Here is a 15,768-nt window from a genome sequence, read left to right on the forward strand (position 1 = left end):
TGCCAGACAATGACGTGGCATAACAGAAGAATGAAAACGCTTTGGGCCTTAGTCTATTCCTAAAGCAGAGATTCTCAATGTCTGAAAAAGTCCATCTGCCCTGCATTTTCTCAGGGGCATCAGGCCTTAAAGCCTTCTTTGCGGTAATATTGCACAGATTTCTGACGGTAACAGTTTGTTGTTTTTAAAGAGCTGACATACTTCACTAATTGTTACGAAATATTTCAAATTCATAAAAAGTGATGAATTAACCATTGAAAAACAGTTAATTAAATAAAAAAAATCATCACATGGATTAAAAATTACAAACATACATAAAATATACAACTACCCCTGATTTTACCTCATAAAAGCATACTCTTTTGGTACTGATTACTATTTTCCTGCAATTATTTTTTCATAAAAAAACCCGACATTTCTGCCGGGTTTTTACGTTCGAGATGCATAAAAAATTATTACAATATAAAAACAATATAAAAAACTTAACTATCAGAATTACGCACACCCATAAAATTTAACAAAAACTGAAACAGGTTAATGAAGTTCAGATACAGAGCAAGGGCGTCATAAACGCTGCGTTTCGCTGTAATCTCAGGTGCCTCATACATTGCATACTGAGAGTATGTAACGCGAATCCGCTGCGCATCATAAGCTGTAAAAGCCGTAAATATGAACACACCAATCACGCTATAAATAAAATAGACAGCCGGGCTTTTCAGAAAAATATTTACAAAACCAGCAATAATCAGACCAAACAGCCCCATCATCAGAAAAGAGCCAAATTTCATCATATTTGCTTTTGTTGTGTATCCCCACAAAGAGGTCGCAGCAAACATGCAGGACGTCACCAGGAAAACCCGCATAACAGACGTACCGGTATAAAGAACCAGAATACTCGAAAGGCTGGCACCCATCGTTGCGCAAAGCAGCCAGAACAATGTCTGAGCAGCCTGTAACGACAGCCTGTTAATGCCAAAAGACATAACAAGTACAAATGCCAGAGGCGCCATCATAACTACAATGCCCAGCATAGTCGGGCTTTCCACCAGCCCGCCGGCACGTGGCACAGCATGGAAAAGCAGATGCCGCAAACTGCCAGAGGCAACCACATAAGCCACTATAGCAGTAAGCAGCAAACCTGACGCCATCCAGTTATAAACGCGCAGCATGTAAGCCCGCAGGCCGGCATCAAGGCTCGCTCCCTGTGCACCCCACCCCGAGGTGGTGGCTGATGATCGGAAGTCGTGACCAAACGACATGTTTTACTTCTCCTTAAATGATGAAGAGACCAGCTTTTGTTGTCATCTCGTAGTCATTATGCACTATACGATAAAAAGAAGGATTTGTATTGTATTGTGTGAGACCTCTGCCCTGTTTTCGTGCTGCTCTTGAGCGTGACAGCGTCAGGGACAATCAGCTGCTGGCTTTTTTCCTGCCTGAAACATAAGGTTATAAAGACGAGGATTCAATGTATCTTACCCTCGGAATTACACTCCCTGAAAGTATTCGGGCTCCTCTGGCTGAACTCCAGCACTCTTTCTGGACAGAATACTGGGAACCGGTTTCCTTTTTAATGCTGCCACTCTGCATTATCGGCACATTACCCTCACGCCAGGCAGCGGCCGAACTTGATCACGCGCTCAGCACATTACCCATCACGCCGGATATGCCACTTGATCCTGAACATTTTGATGTTTTTTCACGTAATGAAACTATTTCACTCGAAGTCAGAGTCCGCTCAGCACAACTCAGACATCTGAGTCTGAAAACAGACACTCTTTTAAAGCGAATCGGTATTAAACCTGTCCGTCCGGCAACCCCTCTGACAATCCCGTTCTGCAAAGTTTCGCAGGTTGCCCCTGAAGATATCAGCGCCTGGATGCAGCTTCACCACGCTTTTCGCCTTCCGGCCACAACAGTAAGTACACTCACACTTTTTAGCTCATGGAAGACCGAACAAACTGTGCACTACACAGAAGAAGAAAGCTACCCTACGCAACTGCATGCCTCATAACCATCCGTTATGTCATGATAGTGAGTTGAAAAGATGGTAATTAACCGTAATAAGAACCGCAAATTCCTGCTCGGTTTCCGTCAGGAAAAAGAGTAGACCATATCGGAACAGTAACGGATAAAACCAGCTGATCCGCCAACATTTTGTTTTTTCCTCACCACCAGCCCGAGGACACGAACGGTATGACCCGATACGCCCCCCTTAAGAGATATTCTCTGCAAGGGTTGCTCGCAGCAGGAACAATTTTTGCTGCATCTATGTCTCTGACACCTCTTTCTGCCCAGGCCGCACCTGTAGCCGACACGGGGCAGGCTATCATCCATGCGGATGATCATCCTGAAAACTGGCTAAGTTACGGTCGCACCTACAGCGAGCAGCGCTATAGCCCCCTGGACCAGATTAACCGCTCAAACGCGGATAAACTGAAACTGGCATGGTATTTTGACCTTGATACCAACCGTGGTCAGGAAGGCACCCCGCTGGTTGTCGATGGCGTCATGTATGCCACAACCAACTGGTCTAAGATGAAGGCACTGGATGCAGCAACCGGTAAACTTCTGTGGGAATATGACCCCAAGGTACCAGGAAACATTGCTGACCGCGGCTGCTGCGATACTGTAAACCGTGGCCCTGGATACTGGAACGGCAAAGTATTTTTTGGCACTTTTGACGGCCGTCTGGTCTCTCTCGATGCTAAAACAGGCAAAAAAGTCTGGGAAGTCAACACAATCCCGCAGGATGCCGCTCTGGGCAAACAGCGTTCTTATACTGTTGACGGTGCCGTTCGTATTGCCAAAGGTCTGGTTCTTATCGGCAACGGCGGGGCAGAATTTGGTGCCCGCGGCTTTGTTTCTGCCTTTGATGCAGAAACCGGCAAGCTGAAATGGCGTTTTTATACCGTACCAAACAATAAAAATCAGCCCGACCATGCCGCATCTGACGATGCGCTGATGAACATTGCCTATAAAACATGGAGCCCGACAGGTGCCTGGACACGCCAGGGCGGCGGCGGCACTGTGTGGGACTCGATCGTATATGACCCGGTCACAGATCTGGTGTACCTGGCCATCGGCAACGGCTCTCCATGGAACTACAAATACCGCTCCGACGGTATTGGCGATAACCTCTTCCTGGGCAGCATCGTTGCTATCAGACCTGAGACAGGCGAATATGTCTGGCACTTCCAGGAAACCCCGATGGACCAGTGGGATTATACCTCAGTTCAGCAGGTTATGACCCTGGATATGCCCATCAATGGCGAAATGCGCCATGTGATCGTGCATGCACCTAAAAATGGCTTCTTCTACATTATCGATGCCAAAACCGGTGAATTCATCTCCGGCAAAAACTATGTCTATGAGAACTGGGCTCAGGGTCTTGACCCTAAAACGGGTCGTCCGATCTTCAACCCCGACGCTCTCTGGACCCTGACCGGCAAAGAATGGTACGGCATCCCTGGTGACCTGGGCGGCCATAACTTCGCGGCCATGGCTTACAGCCCGAAGACAAATCTGGTCTACATCCCGGCACAGCAGGTTCCGTTCGTTTATAAAAACCAGGTTGGTGGCTTTAAGCCTCATAAAGATTCCTGGAATCTCGGGCTGGACATGGCCAAAATTGGCCTGCCTGACACACCCGAAGCCCGTACGGCATTCATGAAAGACCTCAAAGGCTGGATTATTGCCTGGGACCCGCAGAAACAGAAACCCGCCTGGACTGTTGACCATAAAGGTCCATGGAACGGTGGTATTCTGGCAACCGGTGGTAACCTCCTCTTCCAGGGTCTCGCTAATGGTGAGTTCCATGCCTATGACGCAACCAATGGCACAGACCTGTTCCATTTTGACGCACAGAGCGGCATCATCGCACCACCAATTACCTATAGCGTAAACGGCAAACAGTACGTTGCGGTAGAAGTGGGCTGGGGCGGTATTTATCCGTTCTTTATGGGCGGCATGGCCCGTACCTCTGGCTGGACAGTTAACCACTCACGTGTTGTCGCTTTCGCACTTGAAGGTAACGCTGCTCTGCCACCACAGAACGACAGGGGCTTCCTGCCGGTTAAACCTCCTGCACAGTATGATACCAAAGTGACAGAGCAGGGTTACTTCCTGTTCCAGACCTACTGTGCTGCCTGCCATGGTGACAACGCTGAAGCCGGTGGTGTGCTGCCTGATCTGCGCTGGTCCGGGTCTATCCGCCACCAGGATGCCTTCTATAATGTTGTAGGGCGTGGTGCACTGACCGCCTACGGTATGGATCGCTTCGATGCGAACATGAAGCCTGACCAGATTGACGATATTCGTCAGTACATTATCAAACGCGCCAATGAGACCTATCAGCGCGAAGTTGATGCCCGTAAAAACCAGCAGAATATCCCTGCTAATCCGACTCTTGGTGTCACGCCATGAGATGCGACACGAGTCATACAGTACTTCCGCCCTCAAGCACCTCGCGGGGAAACGCAATGATTAAAGGACTCAAAGCAGCTCTTGGAACCGTCTTTGTGGGTCTTCTGGCAGGCACATCGCTCGCCCATGCCCAGAGCACAGACGGTGAGCTGATTAAAAAAGGCGAGTATCTTGCTCGCCTTGGTGACTGCGTAGCCTGTCATACAAGCCTGCATGGTAAGGTTTTTGCCGGTGGCCTGGCTATTCAGACCCCTGTTGGCACCATCTACTCCACCAACATCACACCTGATGCGGCAGATGGTATCGGAACGTATACAGAGGAACAGTTTGCTGACGCCGTAAGACGTGGCATTCGTAAGGATGGCAGCACCCTCTACCCTGCTATGCCTTACCCTTCCTTCTCGAACATTCCTGATGACGACATCAAAGCGATGTATGCCTATTTCATGCACGGCGTGAAACCGGTTGCACAGCCTAACAAAGCGGAAGATATTACCTGGCCGCTTTCTATGCGCTGGCCACTGGCCGTATGGCGCATGATGTTCGCCCCGACACCAGCACCCTTTACACCGGCACCAGGTACAAAACCTGATGTTGCCCGTGGCGAATTTATTGTCACAGGCCCCGGACATTGTGGCGCCTGCCATACACCCCGTGGTTTCGCCATGCAGGAAAAAGCAATGAACGCCTCTGGCGGTCCTGTTTACCTGAGCGGCGGTGGCATTATTGATAACTGGATCGCACCAAGCCTGCGCAGTGACCCTGTTCAGGGCATCGGTCGCTGGTCTGAGGACGATATTGTCGAGTTCCTTAAATCAGGCCGTACTGACCATGCAGCTGTGTTCGGTGCCATGGCTGACGTTGTAGGCTGGAGCTCTCAGTATTTCACAGACTCTGACCTGCATGCCATTGCCAGTTACCTGAAATCTCTGCCTGCTGTACCTGCACCTCAGGGTGACTATAAATACGACCCGTCAACAGCACAGGCTCTTGATTCAGGCAACACAGCTATCACAGCCGGCGCAAAAACATATGTTGAACAGTGCGCTATCTGTCACCGTAATGACGGTGGTGGCGTGCCTCGTATGTTCCCGCCACTGGCAGGCAACCCTGCTGTTGTGTCTGACAACCCGACATCTGTCGCGCATATCGTTGTTGATGGTGGCATTCTCCCACCCACCAACTGGGCGCCATCAGCTGTTGCAATGCCAGCTTACAAAACAACGCTGTCTGACCAGCAAATCGCTGATGTTGTGAACTTTATCCGCACCTCATGGGGCAATAAAGCACCAGCTAACGTTACAGCTTCTGACATTCAGAAACTGCGCGTTACGCATACGCCAATCGATGCACCAACACGCACATGGGGCAAAGGTGGTGTTGATACCGCAACATGGGGTCTGTTCTATCCACAGCCTTATGGTGCCGGATGGACGTTTGCACCGCAGACCCACACAGGTGAAGACGACGCTCAGTAAGACCTGAGCTAAGACATAGTGCTTCTGATTTATCAGGAGCACACGTCAAAAAGCCCCGCGACGAGCAATCATCGCGGGGCTTTTTTTATAGCGGTTATCAGACCGTGCTGTGATTATTGTATAAAAATAATCCGTATATCGTTGACATTCACCATAGTCGGGCCGGTTATCACGAGGTCATCCGTCGCGCTGAAATAGCTATAACTATCGTGCCCTTTCAAAAAATCAGATGCACTTAACCCAGCCTGCTGTCCCCGCATTAACGTATCCGGGGTAATGATCGCTCCGGCAGCATCTTCCGTGCCATCAATACCATCGCTGTCACCTGCCAGAGCCCATATACCTGCCTCACCTGCCAGAGCCTGAGCAGCAGCAAGCAAAAACTCTGTGTTGCGCCCTCCCCGGCCTGCAGCTTCCCCCTTACGAATCGTCACTGTTGTCTCACCACCGCTCAGCAACACAACAGGCCCGGCAACAGGTAAACCATGCTGCCTGACCGAACGCGCCACCCCCGCCAGTACAACACCAGCGGCAGCGCTCTCGCCTTCTATCGCATCACCCAGGATAAGTGATGCAACACCCGCTTTTTCAGCCTTTTCTGCAACGGCTTTTAACGCCTGAAGCGGTGTTGCGATCATGTGCACCGCGCCATTAACCTGCCGGGCCTGAGTGCGTTTTTTTTCTGTCTCAGCTTCTTTAAACAACGCGACCCGGGCACTGTCAGGCAGCTCAATGCCATAACGCTCAATAATATGCAGAGCCTCCGCCGCTGTGGCGGAAGAGAATATCGTTGGCCCGCTGGCGATAACCCCCGGGTCATCACCAGGCACATCGCTCATGACAAAAGTTTCAACCCTGGCCGGGTAAGCCGCCTGCGCCAGCTTGCCACCTTTAATGGCTGACAAATGACGACGCACAGCATTCATTTCAGAAATTGTCGCCCCTGAACGCAGGAGCGCTTTATTCACACTCTGCTTTTCCTCCAGGGTTACGCCTTGCACCGGAGACACCAGCAGCGACGACCCGCCACCTGAGATCAGCGCAATAACCATGTCCTCAGGGCCAAGCCCCGATACAGCCTTTAAAATAGCCTGAGCTGCCGATTCGCTACGGGCATCAGGTACAGGATGAGAGGCCTCAAGAATAGTAATATGACGTGTTGGCACCGCATGGCCGTCACGGGTAACGACAACACCTTCAAGGGGCACATCCGGCCAGGCATTTTCAAGGGCAGCAGCCATAGCAGCTGAAGCTTTGCCTGCCCCGACGACAACGCAGCGTCCTTTCGGTTTCTCAGGCAACATGCCAGCCAGAACAAGAAAGGGCTGCACACTGGCAACGGCCTCTTCAAATAACGAGCGCAAAAACTGTCGCACCTGCTGGTCTGACCAGTATACCGGGGACTGAGGTGACATATGTCTTACTCCTGATCAACACGAATGCTGACACTGTTCCATAAAGCAATGTCAGCTGTCTTGTCGCAAGCGCGTTACAGCACCCGGTCAGGAAATTACATGCGCGTGAGGCGTAAAGTGCTCAGAGTGCCTTTTCGAAATCAAGTCCGAAATCAAGCGCTTTGACAGAATGAGTAAGCCAGCCCAGCGAGAGCAGATCAACCCCGGTCTGCGCAATAGCAGGAGCTGTTTGCGGGGTAATACCGCCTGAAGCCTCAGCAAGAAACCGGCCATCAATACGCTGCACTGCGGCCCTCAGATCATCGGGCGACATATTATCAAGCAGCACAGCATCTATATGCTTTTCGTTCAGAATCGCATCGAGCTGGGCGAGCGTATCAACCTCAACCTCAATTTTGACCATATGCCCTGCCGCTGCCCGTGCGCGTGCCACAGCGGCGCCCACACTACCTGCCAGCGCGATATGATTATCTTTGATCAGAATAGCATCATCAAGGCCCATACGGTGACTGACACCGCCGCCTGCCCGCACAGCATATTTCTGAATCGCGCGAAAACCCGGCAGTGTTTTACGGGTGCAGCAAATCTGTGCTTTTGTACCTGCAATACTACGCACAACCTCCGCTGTGGCAGAGGCAATACCGCTAAGGTGAGAGAGGAAGTTAAGCCCCACACGCTCGCCCGTCAGCACAGCGCGGGCAGAACCTTCAACAACTGCCACAATATCCCCGGCAGCAAGGGTATCTCCCTCAGCTTTCAGCCGTTCAAAATGCAACTGCGGGTCTGTCAGGTGAAAAGACAGACGCATCAGGTCCAGTCCTGCCAGAACGCCTGCTTCACGGCTTCTGACCACGACCCGCACACGATCGCTCTCGCCAATCAGGGCCCCGGTTGTAATATCCCCTCCGCGCCCCAGATCTTCAAGCAGACCGGCACGCACCAGAGGTTCAAGCATAATATCGGGCAGAGGGAATAACATCCGGTGATTTCCTGAAAGAAAAAACAGCGATCAGACAGCGAGCATACGCTCAATAGCCAGGCGGGCCGGTTCGGCTACGGCCTCATCTACCGTGACCGGCACAGTCTGCGTTTCGAGCGCATGACGTATTGCTGCAAGTGTAATGCGCTTCATATGCGGGCACAAATTACACGGACGCACAAAGTTAACATCAGGATGCTGTACAGCGAGATTGTCACTCATTGAGCACTCTGTCACCAGCAGTACACGCGATGATTTTTCAGCTGAAGCAACATAATCTGACATACCCGCCGTCGAACCTGAAAAATCAGCCTCAGCCACTACCTCTGGCGGGCATTCAGGATGAGCCAGCACAACAAGACCGGGGTAAGCTTTGCGCCACTCACGAATTTCTTGCGGGGTAAAGCGCTCATGCACTTCACAATGACCTTTCCAGGTGATGACTTTCACCCCTGTTTCTTTCGCAATATTCTGCGCAAGAAACTCATCAGGGATCATAATCACTTCCTCAACGCCAAGGCTTTCAATCACCTTTTTGGCGTTCCCTGAGGTACAGCAGATGTCACTCTGCGCTTTTACATCAGCAGATGTGTTCACATAGGTCACGACCGGCACACCGGGGTAACGCTGGCGCAAAAGCTTTACATCATCAGCCGTAATCGACTCAGCCAGAGAACAACCTGCCTCAGCTGAGGGAATAAGGACTGTCTTTGACGGATTAAGCAGCTTGGCTGTTTCAGCCATGAACTCAACCCCGGCCATAACTATAATATCAGCCTCAACGGTCTGTGCCTCACGAGCCAGAGCCAGCGAGTCACCAACAATGTCGGATACACAATGAAAAATTTCCGGTGTCTGATAATTATGCGCCAGAATGACAGCGTTATGCTCCTCCTTCAGTCTGAGGATCGCTGCGACATCATCCGCAAAAGTGGCCCACTCCATAGCAGGAATAACACCCTTTACCCGCTCATAAAGTGCGCTGGCTTTATCCTGCCAGACAAGATCCTGCGAATGCCGGGTCATTATTTTTTTCAACTCCAGAAATCAAAATATTTCCGGAATGTATCGAAGAGTGATCTTTAGCACCAGCCTTTGCCTCACATGCAAGCTGCACTATCATGTGAGGCAGAAACTACAACGCCGTAATGACTGTATCAGTCTTCGTATGAAAGCAAATTTTTTACTGGTATATCAAGCTTCTGTCGGCCGCCGAGGGCTGTCAGCTCGACCAGAAGAGACGCACCGACAACATTGGCTCCGGCCTTACGCAGCAGAGCGACAGAAGCTGCCAGCGTACCACCAGTTGCCAGCAGATCATCCATCACAACCACCCGCTGACCAGGCTTAATTGCATCAGCCTGAATCTGAAGTGTATCACTGCCATATTCCAGATCATACGTATGAGAAATTGTCTCACCAGGCAGTTTACCTGGCTTACGCATCATAAGCAGGCCACAGCCAAGACGGTCGGCCAGAGGAGCCGCGGTCAGAAACCCGCGTGATTCAACCGCTGCGAGCATATCAGGCTGCCATGGCGCAACCTGCCGTGCCACACGTGCCATAGCAATCTGCCAGGCATCAGCATCACGCAGAAGAGTCGAAATATCGTAAAACAGAATGCCTGGCTTAGGAAAGTCCGGAATATTGCGAATATAACGCTTAAGATCGATCTCTTCGCGGTTTGTCATGACTTCTCTGTCCCTTCCTGGTGTCTTCTGAGCTGCAGACATAAAAACGGGTGCACCTCACATCCGCCCTGTCATCCCGCCATCGCAATTGCGGGCAGGGCAAGCCGGCACAGGCTCTACCCCGCCACATGGTCATCAGGCAAGAGAAACCCCGTCAAAGCTGTTAGTTTTTATTCAGAGCTGTTGCAACGGCCTGCACCAGTTCCTTTCGTCTGAAAGGTTTGGCCAGATAAGAGGCTCCCTCAACACCACCTGGCAGATTTGCGCTCTCAGATGTCAGCTCACCCGACATATACACCACAGCCAGCCCCGGATGCTGCCCGGAGAGAACCTGTGACAGAGCAAGACCATCAAACGGTGCCGGAAGCTGGATATCGGTAATCAGCAGATCGAGCTTTTCCTGCTGTGTTGCAATTTCTATCGCCTGCTTACCATCTTCAGCCTCAAGAACTTCATGGCCTGCCATCTGCATAATTGTGACAACGATATCACGAATGGCGGCATCATCCTCAACAACAAGAACACGGGCCTGGCAGGCTTCAGTTTTTACCGCCGTGTCTGCAACCAAAACTTTTGTCTCTTCAAGCTTACAGGTTGTTGCAGCACAAGGCAGCCAGAGTGATACAACCGTACCATGGCCTGTGCCGGTCTCAACCATCACACGACCGTTTACCTGCTGTGAAAAGGCCAGAACCATTGGCATCCCCAGGCCAGTCCCGGCTCCCTCCCCTTTGGTAGTAAAAAACGGCTCAAACAAACGATGCAGCACGTCGTCTGTCATACCGCTGCCTGTGTCTGTCACATCAAGACGAACCCAGTTACCGGCAGGCAGCGGCGTCGGGTCTGACACCACCCGTCGGTGGCGGCCCTCCTCAAGTGGCAAACTCATCAGATCTGTGTTCATAGCAAACACGACATTACGGGCTTCGATTTTGAGCTTACCGCCCTTTGTCATGGCATCACGCGCATTGATAGCCAGATTCAACACAGCACTTTCAAGCTGGGCAGGATCAGCTCTGACTGGCCAGACACCAGCCACATCACAACATTCAACCATGATATGAGAGCCGATAACACGGGCCAGCAACCCGTTAAGAAAAGAGAACAAATCCGAAAACATAAGAGAATCCGGCTTCGTGGTCTGCCGGCGCATAAAGCTTAATAACTGTCCGGTCAGTGCCTCTGAGCGACGGGCGGCATGGGTAGCTGCAAAAATATACTCCTGACGACGTGCAATATCTTCAGGCCCTTCATAATCTGTAACCAGTTCAAGATTACCCAGAATAACCGTAAGAAGGTTTTTAAAATCATGAGCAATGCCTGCTGTGAGCTGCCCGAGGGCTCGCAGTTTCTGCGCTTCACCCAGTGCACGCTCACTACGCAGACGCAGGCTGATATCTGCAATTGTCAGCACAAAACCATGGCGCGATGCGGCACCATCTGCCGCGAAAAAAAACGTACGACACACCTCAAGGTCAGCACCATCGGGGCCTTTACACTCTGTAAGGACGGGTGGAACATCCTCACCACGGTCGAGAAAGGGCTTAATATGGCCAAAAGGCTCAAGAAAAGACATGTTGCCGGCGACCAGCACAGCATTAAGCTCATCATAATGCAGCCCCAGCTTCAGAAAATCTTTCTTAAGCCCGAGGATCAGAGACAGCTGCTCGTTCCAGTGCCACAGGCGCCCGTCAGCACCAAACACAGCCATGCCTAGGCTCAGGCTGTCGAGCGTTGCACGCAGACGAAGTGCCAGGTCACGTGATGAGGCCTCAGCCCTGGCTGCGACAAGTGAAGAACGGTCAAGAACCCACCCAGCAGCAATAAGACTGAGTACACCTGTCAGAACACCCAGCAGCAACAAACGCCGCTGCCAGCCCGTGTTACGCAGCATATCTGCCACGCGCCCTGCCTGATTAAGGGTACTGACCCGACTAAGAACTGACAGATTTTCATCAAGAGCGGAAAGAAGGCTCTCACCCCCCTGAGGCATTTCTGTAACACCTGAGGGCCAGGCCGCAATAGCCTGCAAATTTTGCCCTACCATATTGAGTGATTCAATACGATTAGCGCCGACACGCTCCTGAACCGACCTGAAAGAGCTATAATCAGATAAAGCGTTTTCGAGCTCACCAATGGCTTTGCTGTAGCAACTGGCATCATCAGGCTTATTCCGGGCAAGCCAGGCATAATAGCAAATACGCGCACGGCTCGTCGCACGGTGCAACGTGCGCAGATAACTGCCCGCCGTTGTACTCTGGCGGTCAATATTCCCCCGGCGGGCCATCTCGTTACCAAGCTCGATACTCATAGTACCAAAGGTAACAATTAACAGGCCTGCACCAATCAGTGCCAGAATATGAGCTCGTCTCGCCGGATGCCGCGCCATAATTTATCGGCTCTTTCTCATTGGTGTCATACCATCATGTGTTAGATAAAATGCATCAGAGATACAGATTTCTGCTTATACCTGATCTTTCTGTGCATCTGGCCGAAAAAAACTAATCACCAGCATAACCACGGTGCCAAACAGCATACAGCAGGCCATTGGCAAAGCCGAAACCGCAGAAAACTGCCCCAGAACAACACCAGCCAGAGCACCCAGCACATACTGCATTGTACCTGCAAGCGCCGTTGCTGCTCCGGCAAGAGCTGCATGGTCAGCCAGTGCTCCCATCATTGCATTAGGATAAATAATGCCGGTTGGTGCCAGGGTCAGCAGCATAGCACCGATAATAAACAGCACAGAATATGGCCGTATCTGAGGGGATGCGTAATACTGGGTCCAGATCACGACAGCAACCAGAAGAGCCGCACCAGCCACCGCAATTTTAATTGCAATGCCTAACAGTTTGCCAGCATCAATGCGCCCGACCAGCATACCATTAACCTGTGAGGCACCAATCATAAACACTGAGAAAAAGCCAAAAAGCATCGAAAACTGCAATGGCGTAAAGCCATACATTTTAATGAACACAAAAGAGGCAGCAGTCAGGTAACTGAACTGCATAAAAGTCGAAAAGCCGGTAATCCATGCATGTGAACTAAACGGACGATTACCCAGCAACATGGCATAACGCCCAAGCAGCGTCTCGACTGACAGCGTATTGCGACGCACTGGCGGAAGTGTTTCAGGCAGCAGAGTAAGAACGAAAAAAACCGAAAAAGCACCGTAAGCGGCCGAAGCCCAGAAAATAACCCGCCAGGAGGTTACCGCCACAACCAGCCCCCCCAGCATGGGAGCCAGAATAGGCACAACCCCCATGACCATAACCAGCCGTGACATCATTTTTGCTCCGGCATTACGATCTGGCACCACATCTCTGACGCAGGCGGTTGGAATAACCAGACTGGCAGAAGCTCCGACAGACGCAACAAAACGCGCAACAGAAAAAGTCACAATATCAGTTGCAAACGCACAGACAGCCGAAGCCAGAGCATAAATAAAGCAACCAATAAGCAGGGGACCTCTGCGGCCAAACCGGTCAGAAAGCGGGCCAACACTGAGCTGCCCAATGGCAAGACCGACAAACCAGATGGAGAGTGTAAGCTGCACGTTGCCTGCACTTGTATGCAACGTCTGCTGCATAGCGGGGAAAGCAGGCAGATAAATGTCTGTTGAAATCGGGCCAACAGCCGTCAGAAACCCCAGCAGCAACACCAGCCAGCCAGGTATTTTTTCACCAAATGGATGACCTGTCGCCGTTTTTTGTGATGTGGAAGCAGAAGCCATACGGCACTCCAGAAATTAACAAAAGTTTGCAATTACAAACAAGGCAACTGAAAGCATTACACTATGCTTTCCTGGTATTTTTTAAGTAAAACAAACCGTCAGCACCTGATTATAACCTCTCATCGCGAGGAAAGACTTCTTTTTCAGGTGAAACCAGCCTGCCCAGACGCGAGCCACGCCACAACCATACACCTAGCACAGCAGACAAAACGAATAACCCGCCTCCGGCGACAGCCTGCCATGCGGCATCAAAACGAACACCAGCACCAAGTAAAACAGCAACCAGATTCTGAGGCAGCCCCCCAAGAGCTGTCGCCCCCAGAAAAGGGAAAAACCTCATACCTGAGACGCCACCAAAAATATTCAGCAACAATGAGGATCCTACAGGCAAAAGGCGCAGAGTAAGCACACTCAGAAAAGGCTCCTGCCTTACAAGCACATCAATGCGGCTAAAATACTGCCCCATTTTTTCCCGCGCCCATCCAGGCGCTGCCAGGCGTGACCAGTAAAAACCAGCGGCACACCCGGCACACGAAGCTATAGTTGTCAGCCAGATACCCTCGGCCGGCCCGTAGGCCAGGCCTGCAGCAAAACCAGCAATATGCCGGGGCAGACCAAACGCACACCACAAGGTTGCACCACATATAAAGAGGCACCGCCCTCTGAATCCGTGCCGCAAAAGCTCTGTGCTGCTAAAGATATGATCAAAACCCGGCAGATGGCGCAGCATCACAGCGCCCGCCGCCAGCAAACCAAGCATAATAACGGGACGCAGAACTTTTGTAACGGACTGCATGAAGGTGGGCGAAACAAACGTCATGCACCGGCGCTAGCATTTTCTTGCAGGAACCCGCAAGCAGGGTTTAAACCCTTCAAACAGATATCATCCTGATGACACAAAGGCTGCCATGTCCTCTTCTCCGCTCCGTTCTGCCGATATGGCCCCCCATCATCGCCGGTTAATTTCTGGCTGGCTCTTTGTTCTGAGCTTTATGATTCTGGGGATGATAGCCATTGGCGGCATAACCCGCCTGACTGGTTCGGGCCTGTCAATTATGGACTGGCAGCCTGTCAGCGGTTTTATTCCACCTCTGTCGCATGCCGAGTGGGAGAGGCTTTTTGCACTCTATCAGACCATTCCCCAATATCATCTTCAGCATGAAGGATTTGGTCTGGCCGGTTTTCAGAAAATTTTCTGGGCTGAGTGGATTCACCGTTTCTGGGGCCGCCTGATGGGCCTGGTACTTATTCTGCCACTCAGCTTGTTTATCTATAAAAAAATGATCACCCGAGCTCTGGGTATCAGGCTTTTTATCTTTTTCATTCTGGGTGGTCTTCAGGGTGGTATTGGCTGGGTTATGGTGGCCTCAGGCTTTCGCCCTGGCAGCACAGCTGTCGAACCTGTTAAGCTGGTGCTGCACCTGAGTGCTGCTCTGATTTTATATGTCGCTATTCTCTGGACAGCATTTTCTGTCCGCTGGCCTGCCCCTGCTGCTGAAACTTCAGCTGAGCCCTCAGCTCCTGCACGGCTGGCAAGTGTAATGCTGAAATTTGGGATGGGACTGATTTGCCTGACCATTATTGCCGGTGGCTTTACAGCAGGTACACATGCAGGCTTTGCCTATAATACCTTCCCACTAATGGAGGGGCACCTTATACCCACAAACTATTCTGCATTAAGCCCGATGTGGATGAACTGGATTGCCAACACCGCAGCTGTGCAGTTTGACCACCGGCTGCTGGCAACTCTGACCGCACTGACAATTTTATCAACCCTGGCCATCGGGCTCAAAGCATTTCGCGTGGGGAGTCGCACCCATAATGGTATGATGCTACTGGGGTGGGCTGTGCTGATACAATATGCCCTTGGCGTGACGACATTGCTGCTGGTGGTGCCTGTATGGGCCGGGGCTGTGCACCAGACCTTTGCCGCAGTTCTGCTCGGGGTTATGCTCTTTGTGCTGCATAGCCTGCGCGACAGACAGGCTCTCTCGGACTAACGTTCAGGGGGGCCTCACCTCGCCAGACCGATACAGCCAGAAGGCAC

General features: G+C 51.4%; 12 protein-coding genes. 4 read left to right on the forward strand and 8 right to left on the reverse strand.

Annotated elements, in window-relative coordinates; all coding sequences use genetic code 11:
* Positions 1-482: 482 nt before the first annotated feature.
* Positions 483-1,259, reverse strand: a complete 777-nt coding sequence (locus tag HK11_RS01110) for a Bax inhibitor-1/YccA family protein (RefSeq protein ID WP_086553508.1) — start codon at positions 1,257-1,259, stop codon at positions 483-485.
* Positions 1,260-1,468: 209 nt separating this feature from the next.
* Here HK11_RS01110 and HK11_RS01115 point away from each other — a divergent pair, with 209 nt between their 5' ends.
* From HK11_RS01115 to HK11_RS01125, 3 genes are all read left to right on the forward strand, one after another.
* A complete protein-coding gene (locus HK11_RS01115; RefSeq protein ID WP_086553509.1) occupies positions 1,469-2,014 on the forward strand; it encodes a 2'-5' RNA ligase family protein in 546 nt (181 codons plus the stop codon).
* A 182-nt stretch (positions 2,015-2,196) separates the two neighbouring features.
* Positions 2,197-4,425 carry a PQQ-dependent dehydrogenase, methanol/ethanol family gene (locus HK11_RS01120; RefSeq protein WP_086553510.1) on the forward strand — a complete coding sequence of 743 codons (2,229 nt, stop codon included), beginning with the start codon at positions 2,197-2,199 and terminating at the stop codon, positions 4,423-4,425.
* Between the two features lie 56 nt (positions 4,426-4,481).
* On the forward strand, positions 4,482-5,903 hold the full coding sequence (locus tag HK11_RS01125) for a cytochrome c (protein WP_086553511.1): 1,422 nt from the start codon (positions 4,482-4,484) through the stop codon (positions 5,901-5,903).
* A 113-nt stretch (positions 5,904-6,016) separates the two neighbouring features.
* Here HK11_RS01125 and HK11_RS01130 read toward each other — a convergent pair whose 3' ends face one another.
* From HK11_RS01130 to HK11_RS01160, 7 genes are all read right to left on the reverse strand, one after another.
* The gene (locus HK11_RS01130; protein ID WP_086553512.1) at positions 6,017-7,318 is read right to left on the reverse strand and encodes a glycerate kinase; all 1,302 of its coding nucleotides are present in this window, start codon (positions 7,316-7,318) and stop codon (positions 6,017-6,019) included.
* A 121-nt stretch (positions 7,319-7,439) separates the two neighbouring features.
* Entirely contained in the window at positions 7,440-8,297 is an 858-nt protein-coding gene (gene nadC / locus HK11_RS01135; protein ID WP_086553513.1) for a carboxylating nicotinate-nucleotide diphosphorylase, read from the reverse strand.
* 30 nt (positions 8,298-8,327) lie between these two features.
* Positions 8,328-9,323 carry a quinolinate synthase NadA gene (gene nadA / locus HK11_RS01140; protein WP_086553514.1) on the reverse strand — a complete coding sequence of 332 codons (996 nt, stop codon included), beginning with the start codon at positions 9,321-9,323 and terminating at the stop codon, positions 8,328-8,330.
* Positions 9,324-9,454: 131 nt separating this feature from the next.
* Entirely contained in the window at positions 9,455-9,988 is a 534-nt protein-coding gene (locus HK11_RS01145) for an adenine phosphoribosyltransferase (protein WP_086553573.1), read from the reverse strand.
* Positions 9,989-10,151: 163 nt separating this feature from the next.
* Positions 10,152-12,377 (reverse strand): response regulator, encoded by a 2,226-nt coding sequence (locus tag HK11_RS01150; protein WP_086553515.1) that lies wholly within the window; start codon positions 12,375-12,377, stop codon positions 10,152-10,154.
* A 75-nt stretch (positions 12,378-12,452) separates the two neighbouring features.
* On the reverse strand, positions 12,453-13,721 hold the full coding sequence (locus HK11_RS01155; RefSeq protein ID WP_086553516.1) for a multidrug effflux MFS transporter: 1,269 nt from the start codon (positions 13,719-13,721) through the stop codon (positions 12,453-12,455).
* Between the two features lie 109 nt (positions 13,722-13,830).
* Positions 13,831-14,541, reverse strand: a complete 711-nt coding sequence (locus tag HK11_RS01160; RefSeq protein WP_143216337.1) for a TVP38/TMEM64 family protein — start codon at positions 14,539-14,541, stop codon at positions 13,831-13,833.
* A 118-nt stretch (positions 14,542-14,659) separates the two neighbouring features.
* Between HK11_RS01160 and HK11_RS01165 the strand changes: the two genes are divergently transcribed.
* Complete coding sequence (locus HK11_RS01165) at positions 14,660-15,721, forward strand: COX15/CtaA family protein (protein WP_086553574.1); 1,062 nt, start codon at positions 14,660-14,662, stop codon at positions 15,719-15,721.
* Positions 15,722-15,768 lie beyond the last annotated feature (47 nt).

It is taken from the genome of Acetobacter sp. DmW_043, assembly GCF_002153485.1.
Classification (GTDB): Bacteria; Pseudomonadota; Alphaproteobacteria; order Acetobacterales; family Acetobacteraceae; genus Acetobacter; species Acetobacter thailandicus.